Here is a 23,297-nt window from a genome sequence, read left to right as displayed (position 1 = left end):
TGTAGGAGGTGATGGCCCCAGGACAAAATGTAGCGCGCATTATGCCCCAAGCAGAACGTGCATGGGCTTCATTCGACGGAAAAGCGCCGTTAGGCAGCGGAAACTGGTAAAGTGCCGCGCGTAATTAATTGAGAGGATTGTTTCATGGCTACCAACCGTTCCCGTCGCCTGCGCAAGAAACTGTGCGTGGACGAATTCCAGGAGCTGGGTTTCGAACTGAACCTGGGCTTCAAGGAAGACCTGTCCGATGAAGCCATCGATGCCTTCCTCGACGCCTTCCTGGCTGAAGCCATGGATGCCAACGGCCTGGATTACGTCGGTGGCGACGACTTCGGCCTGGTCTGCAAGGCCACCCGTGGTTCGGTCAACGAAGAACAGCGCGCCGCTGTCGAAGCCTGGCTCAAGGGCCGCAGCGAACTGACCAATATCGAAGTCAGCCCGCTGCTGGACGCCTGGTACCCGGAAAAACCGGTCAACCCGGCTTCCTGATGAATGTCGGCGGTACGCCCTGTACCGCCCTCATCCGGCTTCGGCCAGGCGCTCCCGCTGCCTGGCCAGGGCTTTCTCCACGCGGCGCATATGCCGCGCCAGCGCCTGGCGGCGCCGCTTAAGCTCAGCCTGGGGCAGGCCCGTCTCCTCCAGTGCCTCGCACGCCTCGATCAATGCCTGTGCATCCAGCATCCTTCCCGCGCTGAGGATCTTGTGTGCTTGTAATGCCAGCTCGGCGCTTTCGTGCCTCGGGTCGATGGCCATCAGCACCTGCAGGTCCTGGCGCAGGCTCAGCAGCAGGGTGTCGAGGATACGGTCGCGGTCGGCGAGGTTGTCGCCGACGATCGCTGAAAGACCGTCGAGGTCAAAAGGCACTGCTGGCGTATGGCGCTTGTCAGCCTGGCGGGCAAGCCGCGCAATCGCGTTCAGTCGCTGCCCCAGCACTTGCAGGCCTATGGGTTTGAGCAGGCAGTCGTCCATGCCGGCGTCGAGGCACTGCTGGCGCACCTCGGGCTGGGCGTTGGCGGTGTAGCCGAGGATGGTGCAGGGTGGTCGCTCGTGCAGGCGTTCTTCCATGCGCACGGCCCTGGCCAGTTGGTAGCCATTCATCTGCGGCATGTTGCAATCAACGATCAGCACGTCGAAACAGCCTTCGCGCCATTTGCGCAGCCCCTCGCATCCGTCCTCGGCGCTTTCCTGGCTCAGGCCCAGGTAGTTCAGTTGCTGGGCCATCAGCAACAGGTTGGCCGGGTGGTCGTCGATCACCAGTATGCGCAGTTGCCGGTCGGGCTGGAGGATTTCAGTGGCCGGTCGTGGCAAGGCTGCCACCGGCTCGATGCATTGCAGCGGCATCACCAGGCGCACGCGGGTGCCTACGCCCTGCAGGCTTTGCAGGGTGAGTTCACCGCCCATCATCGCGCACAGGTCGCGGCTGATGACCAGGCCCAGCCCGGTGCCGGCCCGGGCGCCATCGCTGTAGGGGTTGGCCTGCACGAAGGGCGAGAACAGGCGTTGCAGGTCCTGTTCGTGGATCCCTATGCCGCTGTCGCGCACCTCCAGGTCGAGGGTCGGCACCGCCGGCTCGCCGTCGTTGCGCAGGCGGACGCTGATGCGTACCTGACCTTGTTCGGTGAACTTGATCGCATTGCTCACCAGGTTCGACAGCACCTGCTTGAAACGCAGCGGATCGAGCATCGCATGGCAGCGGGCCTCGCGGGCAATCACCACATCCAGCACCAGGCCCTTGTGCCGTGCCAGGCCATCGAACACGCGGCCGACCGACTCGACCAGGGCCGCGAGGTCTACAGGCTCGGGGGCCAGGGACATTTGCCCGGATTCGATCCGGGCGATATCCAGGATGTCGCCGATCAACCCCAGCAGGTCGCTGGCCGAATGATGGGCGACTTCCAGCGCGGGGCGGTCCAGCTTGCCCTGGTCGGCGCGCTTGAGGGCCAGTTCCAGCATGCCGATGAGGGCGTTCATCGGCGTGCGGATCTCATGGCTGATGGTGGCCAGGAAGGTGCTCTTGGCCCGATTGGCGTCATCGGCCTGTTGCTTGGCCAGGCGCAGGTCCTGGACCAGATTGCGGCGTTCGCTGATATCGATCCAGCCACCGATGATGCCCTGCATCTCGCCCAGCGAGTCGCGGTAGGGCAGGATCCAGTGATAGATCGTCAGCTCACGGTCACGCAGGCGCAGGGGGCGATCGAGGATCAAGGGCTTGCCCTGGGCCATCACCCGCTGGTAGTCGTCCTGGACCTGGCGGGTATAGTCGCAGTCGCTGAAGGGGGCTTCGTCCAGGCTCTTGCCCAGGACTTCCTCGAGACTGGCGCCAACGGCCTGCAGGTAGCTGTCGTTGCAGCTTTGCAGGCGCCCGTCACGGTCGCGGACATACATCGGATGGGGCGTGCCATTGAGCAGCGCACCCATGAATTCCAGCTGGTCGTTGAGTGCTCGTTCGGCCCGCTGGCGCTGCTTGATCTGACGGCGCAGCCGGGCATTCCACACCAGTGCGAGGACCAGCAGCACCGCGATACCCCCCGCCACCTGAAGGATCAGCCGACGGTAGCTGCGCCAGTAGGCGTCGTCACGCAGGCCATGGTCGCGCCAACGGCTGTTGATCACCCCCAGTTCCTCCGGCGAAATGCTCAACAGCGCCTTGTCGAGGATCGCCGCCAGTTCGCTGGCACCCGCGGCGGTCGCCATGGCGAAGGCTGCCGGTTCCGTGCCCACGGTGCTGCGGATCACCAGGTTGTTGCTGGTGGCGAGCATGTGGTTGGCGTCGATCAGGGTGGCGATCGCCGCATCCACCGCGCCGCTGCCGAGCAGCACCATGGAGTAGTAGGTGCTTTCGGTGGCGACCTGGTGAATCCGTGGGTGACGTGCCGCGAGCAGGGCGGCCACGCTGCTGTCGCGGGGCACGGCGACGCGTTTGCCCTTGAGTTGCTTGAGGCTGTTGGGCTGGTCGTCGCCGGTGTGGCTGACCAGCACGTAGGCGCTTTCAAGGTACGGGCGGCTGACCTGCAGCGCGCTGCCGCGACGGGCGTCGGTGGAGAGGCTGGCGATGATATCGGCGCGGCCGGACTCGAGCTGGTCGATCATGTCGCCATCGCCACTGGCGCGGCGGATCTCGAAGCGCAGGCCGGTGCGCAGGCGGATGAGTTCGAGCAGGTCGGCGACGATGCCGCGCAGGCGGTCATTGTTGTCGAAGAAGGTCAGGGGCGCGGCGGTGTCGTTGACCACCACGCGCATGATCGGATGCTCGCTCAGCCACTGTTCCTCGCGCGCCGACAACTGCAGCTTGCGATCGGTCAGCAGGCTACCGCTGCTGGCACTCCAGCGCTTGAAGATATCGTTGCGGGTGGTGTTGGGCTGGGCGTCGAGGGCGGCGTCCACCAGGGACTGGAGAGTGAGCGCGTCCTCGCGCATGGCGAAGCTGAAACCCACGGCTTCGTGCTTGCCGAAGTTGGCCATGCGCAGGTGCGGCAGGTGCCCCTGGCTGATGAGGTAGTGGGTGGAAATGGTATCGCCGATGAACACGTCGGCCTGCTCGAAGGCCACGGCATTCAGCGCCTGGGTGGACGATTCGAAGGTCAGCAGCTCGGCCTTGGGGTAGTTGGCGTGAATCTCCCCGGGCGGCAGGTAGTGATACAGCATGCTCAGGCGCATGCCCGTCAGGCCCGTGTCCAACGCCCGGGTTTCATCCTCGCGGGTCACCAGCACCGGTTGGTCGATGGCGTAGGGCCGCGACAGTGCCAGGCCCTGGGTCACCGCTTCGTAGCCGTTGGCGCTGCCCAGCAGGTCGATATGCCCACTCTTGAGCGCGGCGACCGCCGCCGGCCGGCTGGGAAAGCGCTGCACCCGCACTGGCAGGCCCAGGGCGCTGCCGATCAGGCCGGCGTAGTCGGCCGTCAGCCCCTGGTATTCGCGCCCGCCCGTGGCGATGTCGAACGGCGGGTAGTCAGGGGCCGAGGTGCCCAGCACCAGTTCCCGGCGTTGCGCGAGCCAGTCGCGCTGGGCCGGTGTCAGGCCGGGCTGGACCGATGCCGGCGCCGAACGGCTGAGCAGGGTGTAGGTTCGCCCCGTGTCGACGGTCACGCCGGCACCTTGCAGCGGCATGCCCAGGCACAGCAGCGATGTAACGATGCACCTCCACATCATGACCTCAAACCAGCGCGTTGCGTTTGGCGACGTCGATCAATTCCACCAAAGTGCTGGCGCGCAACTTGTGCATGAGACGTTTCTTGTAAGTGCTGACGGTCTTGTTGCTGAGAAACATGCCCTTGGCGATCTCCTTGTTGCTGCGCCCCTGGGCAAAAAGTTGCAGGACCATGAGTTCCCGATCATTGACCTGGCGGAACAGTTCCAGCTCCTGGTTGCTGCCCGTCGGCGGTGGATTGAGTGCCTGGCTGGGGAAATAGTTGTAACCGGACAGTACGGCCTTGATCGCGCTGAGCAGTTCGCTGAGGTCTTCCTGCTTGCACACGTACCCGGCCGCGCCGGAGTGCATGCAGCGCACGGCGAACAGGGCCGGCGATTGGGCTGTGAGCACCAGGACCTTCAGCGGGATGGCCATGGCCTGCAGGCGCGAGAGCATCTCCAGGCCATCGAGCTTGGGAATGCTGATGTCGAGGATGACCAGGTCCGGCGGAGTCTCGCGGATCAACTGCATGGCGTCCACGCCGTTGTCCGATTCCCCGACCACCTTGTATCCCTGGTTTTCCAGCAACATCCGTATCGCCAAACGTATGACGGGATGGTCATCAACTATAAAGACTGAGTGCATATTCAACATTCCATGCGGCGCGTGAAGGCAGCCGGCACATTAGCTCAGTTGAATGTCGACGGGCAGGGAAGTAGCTGCCAAAACCGGGATATAGGAATTTACTTACAGTGTTGGCGAAACATTGCTACGAGTGATGTAGATATTGAGAGGGAATTGTCAGGGTTTGATCGTTTTTGTGGGTTTGCGTGGTGAGCGTGTTTATTGGATATCGACATTACGTGGGAAATTTCATGCGTATTAAACGTGGGTGGCAAACAGGCGCCTGCCACCCCCGTCCGCCCTTATTTCGGACTGGAACGCCCGGTCATTTCCAGAGCCATTTCACTGGCGTAGCTGTCGGTCATGCCGGCGATGAAGTCGATCATGCGCAGGAAGGCGTCGTGCAGCGAACCATGCGGGTCGGGGGCGTTGTTGCCGATCAGGTCCAGCACCCGCCGGCTCTTGAACGATGGGGTACGCCCGCCATGCTGTTCCAGGGCCGCACCGCAGAAGGTATTGAGCAGGATCTCCAGGGTCGTGTAGGCGCCGATCTCGTGCAGGGTCTTGCGCTTGTCCTGGAAGATCTTCTTGCGCGCCATGTCCTTGGCCTGCAGCACGCAGCGTTGCGCCGGGCCGTGCATGTGCTCGACCAGGTCGCCTGCCAGGCTGCCTGCGAGCAGGGCCTGCTGCTGTTCGACGAAAGCCTGGGCGGCGGCGTTGGTCAGGTGCTCGATGGCCTTGCCGCGCAGGATCGCCAGCTTGCGTCGACGTGATTCGCCGGGCCCCAGCAGGCGATAGGTTTCCGGCAGGTCGTCGCCCACCAGGTCCAGCAGCAGTGCCTCGACCTCGGCGTATTGCAGCAGGTCCATCTCCAGCCCGTCCTCGAGGTCGATCAGGGCGTAGCAGATGTCGTCGGCGGCCTCCATCAGGTACACCAGGGGGTGACGGGCCCAGCGCTGGTGCTCCAGCTGCGGCAGGCCCAGTTTGCCGGCGATCTGCTCGAGCAGCCCCAGTTCGCTCTGGTAGCAGCCGAACTTGTGTTTCTTGTAGCCCAGGGCGTCGGCGTGGCGTGCCGCCCACGGGTACTTGAGGTAGGCGCCAAGGGTGGCATAGGTCAGGCGCATGCCGCCGTCGAACTGGTGGTATTCGAGCTGGGTGAGTACGCGAAAGCCCTGGGCGTTGCCTTCGAAGTTGAGGAAGTCGGTACGCTGGTCATCGCTCATGTCATCCAGCCAGCCGCGCCCGGCGGCCTGCTGGAACCAGTGGCGGATGGCGTCCTCGCCGGAATGGCCGAACGGCGGGTTGCCGATGTCGTGGGCCAGGCAGGCTGACTGCACGATCATCCCCAGGTCGCTGGGCTCGCACCAGGCCGGCAGTTGCTCGCGCAGGGTCTCGCCGACGCGCATGCCCAGCGAGCGGCCGACGCAGCTGACCTCCAGGGAGTGGGTCAGGCGGGTGTGGATATGGTCGTTGCTGGATACGGGGTGCACCTGGGTCTTGCGCCCCAGGCGGCGGAAGGCGCCGGAGAAGATGATGCGGTCGTGGTCCTTGTGGAACGGACTGCGGCCGAGTTCCTCGGGGCTGTAGAGGGCCTTGCCCAGTCGTTCGCGGGTCAGCAGGGTGTGCCAGTCCAAGGCGTGATCTCCCATCGTAGAGTAGGGATAGCTTCCTGCGTCCGGCGCGCCCGTGCAAGCGTCAGGCGCGCCGTGATCTCAGGGGCGGCGGCTGTTGCCGAGGAACAGGCGGATCAGCGGCACCAGGCTGGTGCCCAGGCGTACCAGGCGCGTCAGGTTGCCGCTGCGCACGCCCTTGCCGGTGAGAAAACCCAGGGCGACGACGGCGCCGATGCCCCACAGCGAGCCGTGCTTGACCCCCAGGCCCTCGCCGAACGAGCTGCCCATGCCGCGCAGGCGGCGGACCGGTTCGAGCAACTGGCCGGACTCGTGGCGGATTTCCTGGCGGTGCATTTCCATGCGCAGGCGCAGCAGGGCCTTGCGCAGCTCACGTGGGTTACGGGTGTTGGGCAGTTCGGGCAGGCTCATGGCAACAGGCGCTCCCGATTCTTGGCCAATTCCTCGAGGGTGGCGTTGAACGGCGAGGATTCATCGAACACCGCGGCTTTCAGGCGCAGGCCGCAGTACAGCGCGGCGAGCCCGTAGAACACGCACAGGCCGATGATCCCGGCCAGCCGGTAGCTGTCCCACAGCAGCACCAGCAGCAGGCCCGACAGCGCGGTCAGCAGCAGCAGGGCGAACACAAGGGCCAGGCCCGCGAACAACAGCAGGCTGAGGGTGCGGGCCTTCTGCTCCTGCAACTCGATGCCGAACAGCTCGATATGGCTGTGCAGCAGGCCCAATATGGCCGCGCCCAGGCGCCGACCGGAGGCGCCCGTGCCGATGGCGTCGTTGTCCATGCCGGCTCCTCAGCGCTTGGCCAGCAGGCCGATCAGCAGGCCGACGCCGGCGGCGATGCCGATGGCTTGCCACGGGTTCGCCTGCACGTACTCCTCGGCGCTGCCGAGGGCCGCCTGGCCGCGGGCGCGCACCGAGTCCTGGGTCAACTGCAAGGTCTCACGGGCCTGCACCAGGCGTTCGTGGATCTGCTCGCGCAGTTCGTCGGCCTGGTCGCCGGCCAGGTTGGCGGTGTCGGCGAGCAGCTTCTCGGTGTCGCGGACCAGGGCCTGGAAGTCAGCCATTAAAATTTCCTGTGCAGTCTTTGCCGATTTGCTGGCCATGGATGGGCCTCTCCCTGTGGATGTGTACTGGCTATTTCGAGTGATCGGTGGCGCGGAAGGTTCAGCGGGATGTGTTGGTACAGCGCTTGCTAAAAAGCGGTGCGTGTCCGCCGAGGCTTGCGCCGAAACCATGCGCCAGCGCTGCGGATACTGCTAAACCTTAACCCAATCCACGACAAACCCAAGAAAAAACCACGCAGGCGCCGCCCGGCTCACCGAAACGGGGCAGGGGCCTGGCACCGATCCGGTGCATGGATGCCGGTTCTTGAACTGTCCTGGTGCCTTTTTGCAGGTCTGCCTCTTCATGGAAAACATGCACAGCGCGATGGACTCCCTGGTCCATGGCTCCAACACCTTGTTCATCCTCATGGGCGCGATCCTGGTCCTGGCCATGCACGCGGGGTTCGCCTTTCTCGAGGTCGGCACGGTGCGGCACAAGAATCAGGTCAACGCCCTGTCGAAGATCCTCAGCGACTTCGCCATCTCGGCCCTGGTGTATTTCTTCATCGGCTATTGGGTCGCCTATGGCGTGAGCTTCCTGCAGCCGGCGGCGACGCTGGCCAGCGATCACGGCTATGCGCTGGTCAAGTGCTTCTTCCTGCTGACCTTCGCCGCGGCCATTCCGGCGATCATCTCCGGCGGTATCGCCGAGCGCGCGCGCTTTGCGCCGCAACTGTGCGCGACGGCATTGATCGTGGCGCTCATCTACCCGTTCTTCGAAGGCGTGGTGTGGAATGGCAACTTCGGCCTGCAGGCCTGGTTGCAGGCGCGTTTCGGCGCGCCGTTCCATGATTTTGCCGGGTCCGTGGTGGTGCACGCCATGGGCGGCTGGCTGGCGCTGGCGGCGGTACTGCTGCTAGGCGCGCGCCGTGGCCGCTACCGCGAGGGGCGCCTGGTGGCGTTCGCGCCGTCGAGTATTCCGTTCCTGGCGCTGGGCTCGTGGATCCTGATCATCGGCTGGTTCGGCTTCAACGTCATGAGCGCGCAGACCCTGCAGGGGGTGAGCGGGCTGGTGGCGATCAACTCGTTGATGGCCATGGTCGGCGGCACGCTGTCGGCCCTGCTGGCCGGGCGCAACGACCCGGGCTTCCTGCACAACGGCCCACTGGCCGGCCTGGTGGCGGTGTGTGCGGGCTCCGACCTGATGCATCCGGTGGGCGCGCTGGTCACCGGGCTGGTGGCCGGTGGCCTGTTCGTCTGGTGCTTCACCGCCGCGCAGAACCGCTGGAAGATCGACGACGTGCTGGGCGTGTGGCCATTGCACGGCGTGTGTGGCGTATGGGGCGGCATCGCCTGCGGCGTGTTCGGCCAGGCTGCCCTGGGCGGGTTGGGTGGCGTCAGCCTGGTCAGCCAGTTGCTGGGGAGCCTGGCGGGCGTGCTGGTGGCGCTGGCCGGCGGTTTTGCCGTGTATGGCCTGATCAAGGCGCTGCATGGTCTGCGCCTGAGCCATGAGGAGGAGTTCCAGGGAGCGGACCTGGCCGTGCATCGGATCGGCGCCACCAGCCAGGATTGAGCCAGGTCAGGTGCGCGTTGGCGGGGACGGACCTAGAATGAGCATCCATTCATGCGAATTACGGATGTCTGCATGCTCCCTGAAACCCAGTTGTTCGGCACCGTGGGGTGCCACCTGTGCGAAGTGGCCGAGGCTGTGCTGATGCCGTTCGTCGAGCACGGCCTGCTGGTCGAGCTGGTCGATATCGCCGACAGCGAGGCGCTGTTCGAACGCTACGGGCTGAGCATCCCGGTGCTGCGCCGTTGCGATACCGGCGCCGAGCTGGGCTGGCCGTTCGATGCCGAGCAGGTAGTGGCCTTCCTCGGCTGAACCGTGCATTGACGAGCGGGTGGGTCGCTCCGTATGCTGTATATAAATACAGTATCCGAGGTGAAGCCATGCTCAATGTCGAGCAACTCAAGTACAGCATCAATCACATGGCTCCCGAGCGTGTGTGCGAGGCCGTGCTGGAATTGCGCCTCGACGGCATCGTCACCGACGAGCGCACGCCGTTCGGCAAGGTGCATTTCAACACCTGTTTCGCCGAGATCGAGGCGCTGTTCCAGCGCGCCGGCTTCCACCGTCCGCTGGATGTGGTGGGCTACCAGGGCCTGAGCTACGCCCTCTACGATCCGGGGCGCTGGGACGCGGTGCAGGTGCTGCGCTGGCTCAAGGCGCGTTGCGAACCGGCCAGCGAGGCTGGTTGAGGGGCGCGAGCTGGGGGATAATGCCAGCCCCGCAGAACCGAGCCCGACGATGACCACGCCTTTCGACCCCGCCCACCAGCAAGCCAGTACCGTATGCCTGCCTCCGGGGCCCTGGGCAAACGTGCTCGACTGCCTGTGCGATCATTTCAAGGGCATCACGCGTGAGCAATGGCTCGACCGCTTCGCCCGGGGCCGGGTGTTGAATGCCGATGGCCAGCCCATTGCGGCGGATACGCACTATCGGCGAGGCATGCGCTTGCACTATTTCCGTGAAGTGCCCAACGAGAAAGTGATCCCGGTGCAGGAAGAGATCCTGCATGTCGACGAGCACCTGGTGGTGGCGGACAAGCCGCACTTCCTGCCTGTCACCCCCACCGGCGAGTACGTCGAACAGACGCTGCTGCGCCGGCTGATCCGGCGTCTGGACAACCCGCACCTGGTGCCGCTGCACCGCATCGACCGGCACACTGCCGGGCTGGTGCTGTTTTCCGCCAACCCGCAGAGCCGTGGCGCCTATCAGCGCCTGTTCCCTGAGCGGCGCATCGACAAGCACTACCAGGCCATCGCCGCGGCCATGCCGCAGCATGACTACCCGTTGGTGCACCGCAGCCGTTTGGTGCATGGCGAGCCGTTCTTCCGCATGCATGAGGTGCAAGGGGCCGACAACAGTGAAACCCACGCCTGTGTGCTGGAGAAGAATGGCGAGCTGTGGCGCTATGGCCTGTCACCGGTTACCGGCAAGACCCACCAGTTGCGCGTGCACATGGCGGCGTTGGGCGCGGGGATCTGCAACGATCCGTTTTACCCGCAGCTGGTCAACGAGCAGGATGATTACGCACGGCCGCTCAAGCTGCTGGCCCATAGCCTGCGCTTCGAGGATCCATTGACGGGTGAGGTGCGTTATTTCGAGAGCCGGCTGACGCTCGACTGGTAAAAGCATCGCGGGGCAAGCCCGCTCCCACTGGCCTGGCGCTATGCACAGGACTTGTGGGAGAGGGTTTGCCCCGCGATGACGCCTACCGATTTCAGCGGTTGAAGCGCTCCACCAGCGAGTACTGGGTACCCGCCGTGCTGGTCAGCTCTTCGCTGAGCAGCGCCGAGCGCTGGGCCTGGCCGGAGGTCTGGTCGGCCAGGTCGGCGATGGTGCTGATGTTGCGGCTGATCTCCTCGGCCACCGCGCTCTGCTCTTCGGTGGCGGCGGCGATCTGGGTCGCCATGTCGGTGATGTTGGCCACGGCCTCGCTGATGCCCACCAGCGCCTGGTCGGCCTGCATGACCCGCTCGACACCTTCCTGGGCCTGGCGGTGGCCGGTCTCCATGGTCTGCACCGCGTTGTTGGCGGTTTGTTGCAGCTTGGCGATCAGGGTGTGGATCTGCCCGGTGGATTCGGCGGTGCGCTGGGCCAGCTGACGGACCTCGTCGGCGACCACGGCAAAGCCACGGCCCATCTCCCCGGCGCGCGCCGCTTCGATGGCGGCATTGAGCGCCAGCAGGTTGGTCTGGTCGGCAATGCCCTTGATCACATCGACCACGCCGCCGATCTCGTCGCTGTCCTTGGCCAACTGGGTGACGGTCAGCCCGGTCTCGCCCACGGCGGCGGACAGCCGCTCGATGGCGTCACGGGTTTCGCCGGCGATGTTGCGGCCCTGGCTGGTCAGGCGGTTGGCTTCCTGGGTGGCGTCGGCGGTACGCTGGACATGGTTGGCCACTTCCTGGGTGGTGGCGGCCATCTGGTTGACGGCGGCGGCGACCTGCTCGGTCTCCACCCGCTGGCGCTCCAGGCCCGACGAGCTCTGGTGGGCGAGGGCGTCGGACTGGCGGGCCTGGTCGCTGAGCTGCTCGGCGCTGTCCTGCAGGCGGGTCAGGCAGGTCTTCATCCGTGCGTCCTGGCTGAGCATGGCCATTTCCAGGCGTGCCTGGACACCGCGGCTGTCGGTGTACATCTGCGCGATCAGCGGGTCGGAGGTGGTCTGTTCGGCCAGGCGCAGCAGGCGCTTGAGGCCGCGCTGCTGCCAGCTCAGGCCGAGCAGGCCGAGCGGCACCGACAGGCCGGCGGCCAGGGCGAAGCCCCAGGAATGGCCGAGCCAGTTGCCGATCAGGAAGCCGATCTGGCTGACCAGGATGAACGGCAGCCAGTCCTGCAGCACCGGCAGCCACTTGTCACGTTTCGGGATGGCCGAGCGGCCCTGGTTGATGCGCTGGTACAGCGCTTCGGCGCGGCGGATCTGCTCGGCGGTGGGCTTGACCCGCACCGACTCGTAGCCGACCACCTGGTTGCTGTCGAAGATCGGCGTGACGTAGGCATTGACCCAGTAGTGGTCGCCCGACTTGCAGCGGTTCTTGACGATGCCCATCCACGGCAGGCCTTGCTTGAGGGTCTGCCACATGTGGGCGAACACGGCCGGCGGTACATCGGGGTGGCGCACCAGGTTGTGCGGCGCGCCCATCAGTTCCTCGCGGGAAAAACCGCTGATCTCGATGAAGGCATCGTTGCAGTAGGTGATCACGCCCTTGGCGTTGGTGGTGGAAATCAACCGCTGCTGGGCAGGGAAAGTCCGTTCTCTCTGGGTAATCGGCTGGTTGTTACGCATTGGCTGTTCAATCCGCAAGGCTTTCGACGGGTATCGGCAAGCCTCTGGTTTTATTGAATGAATATTTAACTGGCTTGATCTGGGGCAAGGTGCCATCAGTGCGGCTGAGCTAATGCAGCCCACCTGATCGCAGCCGTTGCCGCCAATATTGCAGTTTTCTTTATAAATGATGACGATCAGGTCTGATCATGACCGATTGTTCAATTCGGGGCCAGCATCGGGTAGCTGAAAGCGGCAAAGTGCGCCAGGTTGACGCAGGTGTGGCAGAGCACCGCCGCCGCCAGTCCACCATGGCGATAGGCCAGACCATACCCCACCCCGGCCAGGGTGGCCAGGTAGAACCACTGCCAGCCAGCGGCGAGGTGCGCGAGGCCGAACAACAGCGCGGCCACCAGCAACGCCAGCCCTTCATGCCTGAACAGACGTTGCAGGCCGCCCTGGATATAGCCGCGGAACAGCAGTTCCTCGGTCAGGCTCACCAGCAGCAGGTTGTTCAGCAGCCACAGCCAGGCCTGGTCCGGCCATTTCGGTGCCCAGGCCAGCATGCCCAGGGCCCAGGCGCCGCCCAGGCAGGCGAGCAAGGTCAAGGGCAGGGTCAGCGCCAGGCCCGGCAGCAGGCCGCGTGGGCGCAGCATGACCAGCCACGGGCAGGCCAGCAGCAACCACAGGCCGATCAGGGGCTTGTCCAGGTTCAGATACATCGAGAAAGGCACGGAGCCGTCGCTGAGCACGGCCTTGTCGATCACCTTGGCGCTGTGGAAGCCGGGTAGCCAGTGCAGGGCCAGGGCGAGGGCGAGGAGGATGAACAGCAGGTGGCCGAGGCTTTGTTGCCAGCGCACCGGACGGCGGGCGAGCAATGCACTGCACAGCAGGGCAAGCAAGGCGGGCAGGGCGGTGAGGCCGAGGCTGCCGTAGGTCAGGGCGATCGCATAGCCGAGAGCGAGCAGGATCAGGGCGATCCAGTGGGGAAGAGGCATGACATTTCCTTAGTGCCGGTGAATCCGAGGAGGGTAGGACTTACACCATGGCCTTCAGGACACCTGGATGTTTGTGCGCTTGGGCGGGTAATGCCGGGACCGCGTTGCAGTCCTTTCGCGGCACAAGGCCGCTCCTACAAGAGATCGCGTTCCCCTGTAGGAGCGGCCTTGTGCCGCGAAAGGGCTGCGCAGCAGCCCCAGCAAGCTTCAGGCAAACTTACAGCAAAGCCCGCTTTACTCCGCGATCAATTGCCGCAGCACATAATGCAGGATCCCCCCCGACTTGAAGTACTCCACCTCATTGAGGGTATCGATCCGGCACAGCACCTCGATCTGCTCCTGGCGTCCGTCCTCGCGGGTAATGCGCACCGGCAGGCTCATGCCCGGGCGGATCTGCGCGCCGCCAAGGCCCAGCACATCGATGCGTTCCTTGCCGGTCAGCCCAAGGCGCTTGCGGTCGTCGCCGGCCTTGAACTGCAAGGGCAGCACGCCCATGCCCACCAGGTTGGAGCGGTGGATGCGCTCGAAGCTCTCCGCCAGCACCGCCTTGACCCCCAGCAGGTTGGTGCCCTTGGCCGCCCAGTCGCGGCTGGAGCCGGTGCCGTATTCCTGCCCGGCAATCACCACCAGCGGCGTGCCATCCTGCTGGTAGCGCATGGCGGCATCGTAGATCGACATCTTTTCACCGCTGGGCACGTACAGGGTGTTGCCGCCTTCCTCGCCACCGAGCATTTCGTTGCGGATGCGGATATTGGCGAAGGTGCCGCGCATCATCACCTCATGGTTGCCGCGCCGTGAGCCGTAGGAGTTGAAGTCCCGTGGTTCCACGCCCTTGTCGCGCAAGTAGCGGCCGGCCGGGCTGTCGGCCTTGATGTTGCCGGCCGGAGAGATATGGTCGGTGGTCACCGAGTCGCCGAGCAGGGCAAGGATGCGCGCGCCGTGGATTTCGCCGATTTCCGGCAATGGACCAGCGATGTCGTCGAAGAACGGCGGGTGCTGGATATAGGTGGAGTCGTCCTGCCAGACATAGGTGGCCGCCTGGGGCACCTCGATGGCCTGCCACTGGGTGTCGCCGGCAAACACTTCGGCGTATTCCTTGTGGAACATGCGCGTGTCGACATTGCGCACGGCCTCGGCGATCTCTTGCTGGCTTGGCCAGATATCGCGCAGGTACACGGGCTTGCCGTCCTTGCCGGTGCCCAGGGCGTCCTGGGTCAGGTCCAGGCGCACGCTGCCGGCCAGGGCATAGGCCACCACCAGCGGCGGCGAGGCCAGCCAGTTGGTCTTGACCAGAGGGTGCACCCGGCCTTCGAAGTTGCGGTTGCCCGACAGTACCGAAGCCACGGTGAGGTCGGCGCTGCCGATGGCCTTCTCGATCGCCTCGTCCAGGGGGCCGGAGTTGCCGATGCAGGTGGTGCAGCCATAGCCGACCAGGTCGAAACCGAGCTGATCCAGGTAAGGCGTGAGGCCGGCAGCCTTGAAGTAGTCCGTCACCACCTTGGAGCCTGGGGCCAGCGAGCTCTTGACCCAGGGCTTGCGGGTCAGGCCCTTCTCCACGGCTTTTTTCGCCACCAGCCCTGCGGCCATCATCACGCTGGGGTTGGAGGTGTTGGTGCAGGAAGTGATGGCGGCGATCACCACGGCGCCGTCGCGCAAGGTGTGGGTCTGGCCGGCGTGGCTGTAGTCGATCTCGCCGGCCTGGTCGGCATTGCCCACCGCCACACCGCCGCCGCCTTCGCTTTCCAGGCGGCCGACCTCCTTGGCCAGCGGCTTGGGCTGCAGCTCGATGAAATGGTCGAAGGCCTGGGCGACCTGGCCCAGGGCGACCCGGTCCTGCGGGCGCTTGGGCCCGGCGAGGCTGGCTTCGACGTCGTTCATGTCCAGCGCCAGGGTGTCGCTGAACAGCGGCTCCTGGCCCGGCAGGCGCCACAGGCCCTGGGCCTTGCTGTAGGCCTCGACCAGTTGCACGGCCTCCTCGGGGCGCCCGGACAGGCGCAGGTAGTCCAGGGTCACTTGGTCCACCGGGAAGAAACCGCAGGTGGCGCCGTACTCAGGGGCCATGTTGGCGATGGTGGCGCGGTCGGCCAGCGGCAGGTCGGCCAGGCCGTCGCCGTAGAACTCGACGAACTTGCCCACCACGCCCTTCTTGCGCAGCATCTGCGTCACCGTCAGCACCAGGTCGGTGGCGGTGATGCCCTCGCGCAGCTTGCCGGTGAGCTTGAAGCCGATCACCTCGGGGATCAGCATCGACACCGGCTGGCCGAGCATCGCAGCCTCCGCCTCGATACCACCGACGCCCCAGCCGAGCACGCCCAGGCCGTTGATCATGGTGGTGTGCGAGTCGGTGCCGACCAGGGTGTCGGGGAAGGCGTAGGTGCGCCCGTCCGCTTCACGGGTCCACACGGTGCGCCCCAGGTACTCGAGGTTGACCTGGTGGCAGATGCCGGTGCCCGGCGGTACCACGCGGAAGTTGTCGAAGGCGCTCTGGCCCCAGCGCAGGAAGGCGTAGCGCTCGCCGTTGCGCTGCATCTCGATGTCGACGTTCTGGGCGAAGGCGCTGGGGCTGGCGTAGCGGTCGACCATCACCGAGTGGTCGATCACCAGGTCTACCGGCGACAACGGGTTGATCCGCTGCGGGTCGCCGCCGGCCTTGGCCATCGCCGCGCGCATGGCGGCCAGGTCGACCACCGCCGGCACGCCGGTGAAGTCCTGCATCAGCACCCGCGCCGGGCGGTACTGGATCTCGCGGTCGGAGCGGCGCTCCTGCAGCCACTGGGCCAGGGCGCGCAGGTCGTCGCCGGTGACGGTCTTGCCGTCTTCCCAGCGCAGCAGGTTTTCCAGCAGCACTTTCAGCGACATGGGCAGGCGCTGCAGGTCGCCGAGCTGGCGCGCGGCGTCGGGCAGGCTGAAATAGTGGTAGGCGCGGTCGGCCACCTGGAGGGTCTTGAGGGTTTTCAGGCTATCGAGCGAGGGCATTTACAACTCCTTGTGCTCCGGTGCCCGGCGATTGCGGGTCGCTCGCCGGTGTCACCGCTCTGGACCGGTCCGCACGGCACGGACCTGGCTGAACAGTCAGGTTAGACCGGTTTGCCTGGCCTGACCCTTTTCTGGACCGATGGGGCGTGTCGTCGGTTCCGATCTTCCTTTATCATTCGCCGCCCTGGCGCCGTCTGCGCCAGTGATGTGGAGTGAGAAATGAATACCCTGTTCATGCATTGCCGGCCCGGCTTCGAGGGCGAGGTCTGCGCCGAAATCAGCGAACATGCCGCCCACCTGGGCGTGGCCGGCTATGCCAAGGGCAAGCCGCAGAGCGCTTGCGCCGAGTTCGTCTGCAGCGAGGCGGACGGCGCCGAACGCATGATGCAGACGCTGCGCTTTTCGCAGCTGATCTTCCCGCGCCAGTGGGCCCGCGGCGCCTATGTCGAGCTGCCGGAGACCGACCGCATCAGCGTGCTGCTCGAGCACCTGGCCGGGCTGCCGGTGTGCGGCAGCCTGTGGCTGGAAGTGCTCGACAGCAACGATGGCAAGGAGCTGTCGACCTTCTGCCGCAAGTTCGAGGTGCCGCTGCGCAAGGCCCTGGAAAAGGCCGGGCGGCTGGTGGACGACGCCCGGCGGCCGCGCCTGCTGCTGACCTTCATCAGTGGCCGGCGGGTGTTCCTGGGGCTGGCCGAGGCCGACAATTCGGCGCTCTGGCCGATGGGCATACCGCGCCTGAAGTTCCCCCGCGAGGCCCCCAGCCGCTCGACCCTCAAGCTCGAGGAGGCCTGGCACCAGTTCATCCCCCGCGAGCAGTGGGACCAGCGCCTGAACGACGACATGACCGGCGTCGACCTGGGCGCCGCCCCCGGCGGCTGGACCTACCAGCTGGTCAAGCGCGGCATGCTGGTGACCGCCATCGACAACGGGCCGATGGCCGAAAGCCTGATGGACACCGGCCTGGTCACCCACCTGATGGCCGACGGCTTTACCTGGAAGCCGAAACAGACCGTGGACTGGATGGTCTGCGATATCGTCGAGAAGCCGGCGCGCACCGCGTCGCTGATCGAGACCTGGCTGGGCGAAGGACTGTGCCGCGAGGCGGTGGTCAACCTGAAGCTGCCGATGAAGCAGCGTCACGCCGAGGTGCGCAAGTTGCTCGACCGGATCGAGGAAGGCTTCAAAGCGCGCAAGGTCAAGGTGTCGATCGCCTGCAAGCAGCTGTATCACGACCGCGAGGAAGTGACCTGCCACCTGCGCCGGCTGGACCTGAAACCGCGTTAAACGGGTTTGCCCGGCCACTGTAGGAGCGGCCTTGTGCCGCGAAAGGGCCGCAAAGCGGCCCCAGGATTTCAGCGTGAAAGCAGAAATTGCCGGGGCTGCTCTGCAGCCCTTTCGCGGCACAAGGCCGCTCCTACAGGGGGCTTCGGTTCTCAGCCCTTGGAGCACCTCGACGGATGCGCCACAATGACGATCATTTTGCGGAGCCCTACATGACCGATTTCACCCACGACGCGATCCTCGACGCCACCGGCCTGAACTGCCCGGAGCCGGTGATGATGCTGCACAAGCACGTGCGCGAGCTGGCCGGCGGCGGCGTGCTCAAGGTGATCGCCACCGATCCGTCGACCCGTCGCGACATTCCCAAGTTCTGCATCTTCCTCGGCCACGAGCTGCTAGGCCAGCAGGAAGAGGCCGGCACCTACCTGTACTGGATCCGCAAGAAGGCCGACTGAGCCGCCTGCGATCGCGCTACACTGCGCTCCCCTGACAGGAGAGCGCCATGCTGATAGTTGCCGACGAGAATATCCCGCTGCTCGATGCCTTCTTCGCCGGTTTCGGCGAGATCCGCCGTTACCCCGGCCGGGCCATCGACGCCGCCTGCGTCAAGGACGCCGACGTCCTGTTGGTGCGCTCGGTGACCCGCGTCGACCGGCAACTGCTCGAAGGCAGCCGGGTGCGTTTTGTCGGCACCTGCACCATTGGCACCGATCACCTTGACCTCGAGTACTTCACCCAAGCCGGTATCCACTGGAGCAGCGCGCCGGGCTGCAACGCCCGTGGCGTGGTGGACTACGTGCTGGGCAGCCTGCTGACCCTGGCCGAACTCGAAGGCGTTGACCTGGGCAAGCGGGTCTATGGCGTGGTCGGCGCCGGCGAGGTCGGTGGGCGCCTGGTGCGAGTGCTGCATGGCCTGGGCTGGAAGGTGCTGGTGTGCGACCCGGTGCGCCATGCCAACGAGGGCGGCGACTTTGTCGACCTTCAGACGATCCTCGAACAGTGCGACGTGATCAGCCTGCACACGCCGCTGCAACGCGGCGGCGAGCACCCGACCTGGCACCTGCTCGACCAGCAGCGCCTGGCGCGCCTGCGTGCCGGCGCCTGGCTGATCAACGCCAGCCGCGGCCCGGTGGTGGACAACGCAGCCCTGCGCGAATTGCTGTTGGATCGTGAGGATCTGCACGCGGTGCTGGATGTGTGGGAGGGCGAACCGCAGGTGGACCTGCAGCTGGCCGACCTGTGCACCCTGGCCACGCCGCATATTGCCGGCTACAGCCTGGACGGCAAGCAGCGGGGCACGGCGCAGATCTACCAGGCCTTCTGCCGCTGGCGCGGCGAGCCCGAGCAGGTGCGCCTGGCCGACCTGCTGCCGGCGCCGTGCCTTGCACAGATCGCGTTTGACTCGAGCGCGGATCCGGCATGGGCATTGGCCACCCTGTGCCGGGCGGTCTACGACCCACGTCGTGACGATGCGGATTTCCGTCGCAGCCTCAGCGAAGATCCGGCCGAACAGCGTGCGGCGTTCGACCTGCTGCGCAAGCACTACCCGGTAAGGCGTGAAATCGAGGGATTGCCGGTGCGCATACGCGGGGAAGTACCCCAATTGGCGCAGCTGGTCAGTGCATTGGGCGCGGTGCTGGCCTGAGGACGCAGAAAGGCAGGGCAATAAAAACCCGGCGCGAGCGCCGGGTTGCACGCAATTCGGGGGTCAGGCCTTGCCGACTTTCTTGACCCGGCTCTCTTCCAGGTCCTTGCAGGCCTTCTGGATCATCTGCTCGGTAATCGGGACCTCGCGGCCCTGGGCATCGATGATCGAGCCGCAGACCTGAGGTTGCGGACGGTTCTGGTTCTTGGGCGTATCGGTATGCTGCAAGCTCATGTCCTGTCTCCTCTTTCAGGTTCAAGCTCAAGGTAGCGCTTCGCCGTGACTGGTCTGTGACAGTTTCTTCGGCGTCATGCCGGATCAGTCCAACAGAAACGGCGGTAAACCTCCAGTCGCAGGTTAGAACGAATGGGCATAGTCACTGCCGCCCCGTTCGATCATGGGACGGCGTCGCATTTCCAGACGTTGCACGGGGTCGACGAGTGGTAGTCTTGGTCTGGTCTCAGCACAGAACGACCTTCGCCATGCCCGAGCCGATCTCGCCCCGCCAGCGCCGCGCCCTGCACCTGGGCTGGCGCTTCGTCCGTCCCTATCGCCGCCAGGCGCTGCTGGCCTTGCTGGCACTGGTGGTCACCGCCGCCATCACCCTGTCCATGGGGCAGGGTATCCGCCTGCTGGTCGACCAGGGTTTCATGACCGGCTCGGCGCACCAGCTCAACCAGACCATCGGCCTGTTCCTGCTGCTGGTGCTGGCCCTGGCGGTGGGGACCTTCGCCCGTTTCTATCTGGTGTCGTGGATCGGCGAGCGCTGCGTGGCCGATATTCGCCGGGCAGTGTTCGATCACCTGATCGGCCTGCACCCGGGTTTCTTCGAGGACAACCGCAGTTCTGAGATCCAGTCGCGGCTGACCGCCGACACCACCTTGCTGCAGTCGGTGATCGGCTCGTCGCTGTCGATGTTCCTGCGCAACGCGCTGATGGTGCTGGGCGGGGTGATCCTGCTGTTCGTCACCAACCCCAAGCTGACCAGCATCGTGGTGCTGGCCTTGCCCTTGGTGCTGGCGCCGATCCTGCTGTTCGGGCGGCGCGTGCGCAGCCTGTCGCGGCAGAGCCAAGACCGGGTGGCCGACGTGGGCAGCTATGTCGCCGAGGCCCTTGGCCAGATCAAGACGGTGCAGGCCTACAACCATCAGGGGCATGACCAGGCGCGCTTCGCCGAGACCGTGGAGGCGGCGTTCGGGGTGGCACGCAGACGCATCGCCCAGCGCGCCTGGCTGATCACCCTGGTAATCGTGCTGGTGCTGGGGGCGGTAGGGGTGATGCTCTGGGTCGGTGGCATGGACGTGATCGCCGGGCGCATCTCCGGCGGCGAGCTGGCCGCCTTCGTGTTCTACAGCCTGATCGTCGGCAGCGCCTTCGGCACCCTGAGCGAGGTGATCGGCGAGCTGCAACGGGCTGCCGGCGCCGCCGAGCGCATCGCCGAGCTGCTGGCGGCACAGACGGCGATCCTGGCGCCGGCGCAACCACAGGGGCTGGCGCAGGGCCGTGCCATGGGCGATATCCAGCTGAGCGACGTGCGCTTCGCATACCCATCGCGCCCCACGGCGGCGGCCATCGATGGTCTTAGCCTGCACATCCGCCCGGGCGAGACCGTGGCCCTGGTCGGGCCGTCGGGGGCCGGCAAGTCGACCCTGTTCGACCTGCTGCTGCGTTTCTACGACCCGCAGGGTGGTGCGATTCTGCTCGATGGCCAACCGATCACCGGTCTGGAGCCGGCCGAGCTGCGTCGCCAGTTCGCCCTGGTGGCCCAGCAGCCGGCGCTGTTCCGTGGCACGGTCGAGGCCAACATCCGCTACGGTCGGCCCGACGCCAGCCTGGCCGAGGTCGAGGCGGCGGCGCGCAGCGCCCATGCCCATGAGTTCATCGCCCAGTTGCCCCAGGGCTACCAGACGCTGCTGGGCGAGGGCGGCCTAGGGTTGTCCGGCGGCCAGCGTCAGCGCCTGGCGATCGCCCGGGCGCTGCTGGTGGATGCGCCGATCCTGCTGTTGGACGAAGCCACCAGCGCCCTGGACGCGCAGAGCGAGCACCTGATCCAGCAGGCGTTGCCGCAGCTGATGGCCGGGCGCACCACGCTGGTCATAGCCCACCGCCTGGCGACGGTGCAGCATGCCGATCGCATCGCGGTGATCGACAAAGGCCGACTGGCGGCAGTCGGCAGTCATCGACAATTGATCGAGCAAAGCCCACTCTACGCACGCTTGGCCGCTCTGCAGTTCAACCCGGCCTGAGCGGCCATCGCTGTCACTGTTTTGTAACAATTTTGTAGCAATTGCCTGAGACTATCTGCCTCGGCCGTTGCGCAGGTGCTCGCCCTGGTTGCCATCGCCCGATGGCGGCGTTTTCGGGCCAGCGAACGAGGACAAGGATGCCTCCGTCGGCGGTGCCGTCGTGCGCCGTTTTCCCTCTTCCTTGTTCCGAGATCCGCAATCTTGCGTAAATCCCTCAGAGTGCAAATTCTCTCCCTGCTCGGTGGCAGCCTGGTGGCGATCCTGCTGATCGCCCTGGTGTGCTTCCAGTTCCTGTCGTCCAGCGTGCGCGGCTATGCCGAGCTGGTGGACGGGCCGTTGCGTGCCTCGCAGCTGATCGACGAAGCCAACCTGCAGTTCAAGATCCAGGTGCAGGAGTGGAAGAACGTGCTGCTGCGTGGTCGCCAGCCGGCGGAGCTGGACAAGTACTGGCAGCAGTTCCAGGCCCGCGAGCAGCAGGTGCAGCAGTTGCTGGGGCAATTGATCGACAGCAGCGAGCCGGCGCTCAAGGCGCGCCTGGAGCAGCTCAAGGCCAGCCACCGGCAGTTGGGCTCTGCCTATGCGCAGGGACGCCAGGCGTTCCTGGCCGCCGGCGGCGACCCGGTGGCGGGCGACCTGGCGGTCAAGGGTGTGGACCGTGCCACCAGCGACCAGATGAGCGCGCTGGTGGAGCAGTTGCGCGCCGACGCCCACGGGCGTGCCGGCGCCATCAGCGCCAGCGCCGAACGCACGGTATGGCTGGGTGTGCTGGTGATGCTGGGCTCGGCCGTGCTGGTCGGGCTGTTCAGCCTGTGGCTGGTCAACCGCAGCCTGGTCGAGCCGATTCGCCAGCTGATCGACTATGTCGCCCAGCTCAGCCAGGGGCGTTTCGCCGCCCGTGTCGACAGCCGCCGCGAGGATGAGCTGGGGCGCCTGGCGCTGGCCGCCAACACCCTGCGTGACTTCCTCGCCGACACCGTCGGCCGCCTCAAGGACAATGCCGAGGAGCTGGAAAGCGCCAGCGACCGCCTGCGCAGCATCGCCGGTGACATGGCCCATGGCACCCACGACCAGTTCCAGCGCACCGACCAGGTCGCCACGGCCATGCACGAGATGTCGGCCACCGCCCAGGAAGTGGCGCGCCACGCCGCCGACGCCGCCCGCGCCGCGGACGAGGCCGACCACAGCGCCCAGGCCGGCGAGCAGGTCATGCAGCGGACCATCGACACCATCGCCGTGGTCAACCGCGAAATCGCCGGTACCGCGGCGGTGATCCGTCACCTGGAGCACGACAGCACGCGCATCGGCAAGGTGCTCGAAGTGATTCGCGGCATCGCCGAGCAGACCAACCTGCTGGCGCTCAACGCCGCCATCGAGGCCGCCCGTGCCGGCGAGGCCGGGCGCGGCTTCGCGGTGGTTGCCGACGAGGTGCGCAGCCTGGCCCAGCGCACCGCGGCGTCGATCGCCGAAATCCACCAGATCATCGAAGCGGTGCAGTCGGGCGCGGTGGAGGCGGTCAAGGCCATCGAGAGCGGCCAGCAGCGCAGCGAGGAGGGCGCCGAGCAGGTGCAGCAGGCCGGGCAGATGCTGCAGCGCATCACCACGGCGGTGGAGGCGATCCGCGACATGAACCGGCAGATCGCCACTGCTGCCGAGGAGCAGACCAGCGTCGCCGAGGACATCTCGCGCAACCTGGTCGAGATCACCCGCATCGCCACCGCCAACCAGGAGGCCGTGCAGCATACCGAACAGGCCGGACAGCGCTTGCACGGGTTGTCGGGACAGCTGGGCGAAGTCACTTCCCGCCTCACTGCCTGACAAGCCTGCACGATCCCTGTGTAGGAGCGGCCTTGTGCCGCGAAAGGGCCGTGCAACGGCCCCCGGGATTTCAATGTTGA

The 23,297-nt window shown here is 65.9% G+C and carries 20 protein-coding genes and 1 pseudogene; 11 read left to right on the top strand and 10 right to left on the bottom strand.

Translation table 11 applies throughout. The annotated features are described in order from the left end of the window. The first annotated feature begins 144 nt into the window (after positions 1–144). The gene (locus tag K2O50_RS18615; protein WP_050704800.1) at positions 145–489 is read left to right on the top strand and encodes a YggL family protein; all 345 of its coding nucleotides are present in this window, start codon (positions 145–147) and stop codon (positions 487–489) included. A 30-nt stretch (positions 490–519) separates the two neighbouring features. Here K2O50_RS18615 and K2O50_RS18610 read toward each other — a convergent pair whose 3' ends face one another. The 6 genes from K2O50_RS18610 to K2O50_RS18585 all read right to left on the bottom strand — a co-directional run bounded on the left by K2O50_RS18610 (position 520) and on the right by K2O50_RS18585 (position 7,487). Continuing rightward, a complete protein-coding gene (locus tag K2O50_RS18610; protein WP_050704843.1) occupies positions 520–4,146 on the bottom strand; it encodes a transporter substrate-binding domain-containing protein in 3,627 nt (1,208 codons plus the stop codon). A 7-nt stretch (positions 4,147–4,153) separates the two neighbouring features. After that, on the bottom strand, positions 4,154–4,774 hold the full coding sequence (locus tag K2O50_RS18605) for a response regulator transcription factor (protein ID WP_050704801.1): 621 nt from the start codon (positions 4,772–4,774) through the stop codon (positions 4,154–4,156). Between the two features lie 281 nt (positions 4,775–5,055). Next, positions 5,056–6,387, bottom strand: a complete 1,332-nt coding sequence (locus tag K2O50_RS18600) for a deoxyguanosinetriphosphate triphosphohydrolase (protein ID WP_050704802.1) — start codon at positions 6,385–6,387, stop codon at positions 5,056–5,058. 78 nt (positions 6,388–6,465) lie between these two features. After that, positions 6,466–6,795, bottom strand: coding sequence for a hypothetical protein (locus K2O50_RS18595; protein ID WP_050704803.1), 330 nt, complete (start codon positions 6,793–6,795; stop codon positions 6,466–6,468). Beyond that, positions 6,792–7,166 (bottom strand): phage holin family protein, encoded by a 375-nt coding sequence (locus K2O50_RS18590; RefSeq protein WP_050704804.1) that lies wholly within the window; start codon positions 7,164–7,166, stop codon positions 6,792–6,794. The genes K2O50_RS18595 and K2O50_RS18590 overlap by 4 nt, the downstream gene beginning before the upstream one ends. Positions 7,167–7,175: 9 nt before the next feature. Then, on the bottom strand, positions 7,176–7,487 hold the full coding sequence (locus K2O50_RS18585) for a YqjD family protein (protein ID WP_050704805.1): 312 nt from the start codon (positions 7,485–7,487) through the stop codon (positions 7,176–7,178). A 304-nt stretch (positions 7,488–7,791) separates the two neighbouring features. Between K2O50_RS18585 and K2O50_RS18580 the strand changes: the two genes are divergently transcribed. From K2O50_RS18580 to K2O50_RS18565, 4 genes are all read left to right on the top strand, one after another. Next, complete coding sequence (locus tag K2O50_RS18580; RefSeq protein WP_050704844.1) at positions 7,792–9,000, top strand: ammonium transporter; 1,209 nt, start codon at positions 7,792–7,794, stop codon at positions 8,998–9,000. A 72-nt stretch (positions 9,001–9,072) separates the two neighbouring features. Further along, a complete protein-coding gene (locus K2O50_RS18575) occupies positions 9,073–9,309 on the top strand; it encodes a glutaredoxin family protein (RefSeq protein WP_050704806.1) in 237 nt (78 codons plus the stop codon). 68 nt (positions 9,310–9,377) lie between these two features. Next, complete coding sequence (locus K2O50_RS18570; RefSeq protein WP_050704807.1) at positions 9,378–9,686, top strand: hypothetical protein; 309 nt, start codon at positions 9,378–9,380, stop codon at positions 9,684–9,686. 49 nt (positions 9,687–9,735) lie between these two features. Further along, positions 9,736–10,620, top strand: a complete 885-nt coding sequence (locus K2O50_RS18565) for a pseudouridine synthase (protein WP_050704808.1) — start codon at positions 9,736–9,738, stop codon at positions 10,618–10,620. A 91-nt stretch (positions 10,621–10,711) separates the two neighbouring features. Here the strand turns inward: K2O50_RS18565 and K2O50_RS18560 are convergent, their stop codons facing one another. The 3 genes from K2O50_RS18560 to acnA form a co-directional block, all read right to left on the bottom strand. Beyond that, positions 10,712–12,277 (bottom strand): PAS domain-containing methyl-accepting chemotaxis protein, encoded by a 1,566-nt coding sequence (locus K2O50_RS18560; protein ID WP_050704809.1) that lies wholly within the window; start codon positions 12,275–12,277, stop codon positions 10,712–10,714. A gap of 200 nt (positions 12,278–12,477) precedes the next feature. After that, positions 12,478–13,254, bottom strand: coding sequence for a CPBP family intramembrane glutamic endopeptidase (locus K2O50_RS18555; RefSeq protein WP_050704810.1), 777 nt, complete (start codon positions 13,252–13,254; stop codon positions 12,478–12,480). 234 nt (positions 13,255–13,488) lie between these two features. After that, positions 13,489–16,230 (bottom strand): aconitate hydratase AcnA, encoded by a 2,742-nt coding sequence (gene acnA, locus K2O50_RS18550; protein ID WP_050704811.1) that lies wholly within the window; start codon positions 16,228–16,230, stop codon positions 13,489–13,491. A 219-nt stretch (positions 16,231–16,449) separates the two neighbouring features. Between acnA and rlmM the strand changes: the two genes are divergently transcribed. From rlmM to pdxB, 3 genes are all read left to right on the top strand, one after another. Next, positions 16,450–17,514, top strand: a complete 1,065-nt coding sequence (rlmM, locus tag K2O50_RS18545; protein ID WP_050704812.1) for a 23S rRNA (cytidine(2498)-2'-O)-methyltransferase RlmM — start codon at positions 16,450–16,452, stop codon at positions 17,512–17,514. 209 nt (positions 17,515–17,723) lie between these two features. After that, positions 17,724–17,966 (top strand): sulfurtransferase TusA, encoded by a 243-nt coding sequence (gene tusA, locus K2O50_RS18540; protein WP_050704845.1) that lies wholly within the window; start codon positions 17,724–17,726, stop codon positions 17,964–17,966. 47 nt (positions 17,967–18,013) lie between these two features. Next, positions 18,014–19,156 (top strand): 4-phosphoerythronate dehydrogenase PdxB, encoded by a 1,143-nt coding sequence (pdxB, locus tag K2O50_RS18535; RefSeq protein ID WP_050704813.1) that lies wholly within the window; start codon positions 18,014–18,016, stop codon positions 19,154–19,156. A 63-nt stretch (positions 19,157–19,219) separates the two neighbouring features. On the opposite strand, the gene K2O50_RS18530 is transcribed toward pdxB, so the two are convergent. Then, a complete protein-coding gene (locus K2O50_RS18530) occupies positions 19,220–19,390 on the bottom strand; it encodes a PA1571 family protein (protein WP_177330833.1) in 171 nt (56 codons plus the stop codon). Positions 19,391–19,638: 248 nt separating this feature from the next. On the opposite strand from K2O50_RS18530, the gene K2O50_RS18525 reads away from it, so the two are divergent. The 3 genes and pseudogenes from K2O50_RS18525 to K2O50_RS26945 all read left to right on the top strand — a co-directional run bounded on the left by K2O50_RS18525 (position 19,639) and on the right by K2O50_RS26945 (position 23,217). Next, positions 19,639–21,402 (top strand): ABC transporter transmembrane domain-containing protein, encoded by a 1,764-nt coding sequence (locus tag K2O50_RS18525; protein ID WP_050704814.1) that lies wholly within the window; start codon positions 19,639–19,641, stop codon positions 21,400–21,402. A 672-nt stretch (positions 21,403–22,074) separates the two neighbouring features. Beyond that, positions 22,075–22,284 (top strand): annotated as a pseudogene (locus K2O50_RS26950) (methyl-accepting chemotaxis protein); the annotation flags it as partial. A gap of 165 nt (positions 22,285–22,449) precedes the next feature. Beyond that, entirely contained in the window at positions 22,450–23,217 is a 768-nt protein-coding gene (locus tag K2O50_RS26945) for a methyl-accepting chemotaxis protein (protein ID WP_409077831.1), read from the top strand. The last annotated feature ends 80 nt before the right edge of the window (positions 23,218–23,297 follow it).

This window comes from Pseudomonas sp. 2hn (assembly GCF_019646095.1).
Taxonomy (GTDB): Bacteria; Pseudomonadota; Gammaproteobacteria; order Pseudomonadales; family Pseudomonadaceae; genus Aquipseudomonas; species Aquipseudomonas peradeniyensis.
The sequence above is the reverse complement of the archived record's forward strand: the minus strand, read 5'-3'. Positions and strand labels throughout refer to the sequence as shown.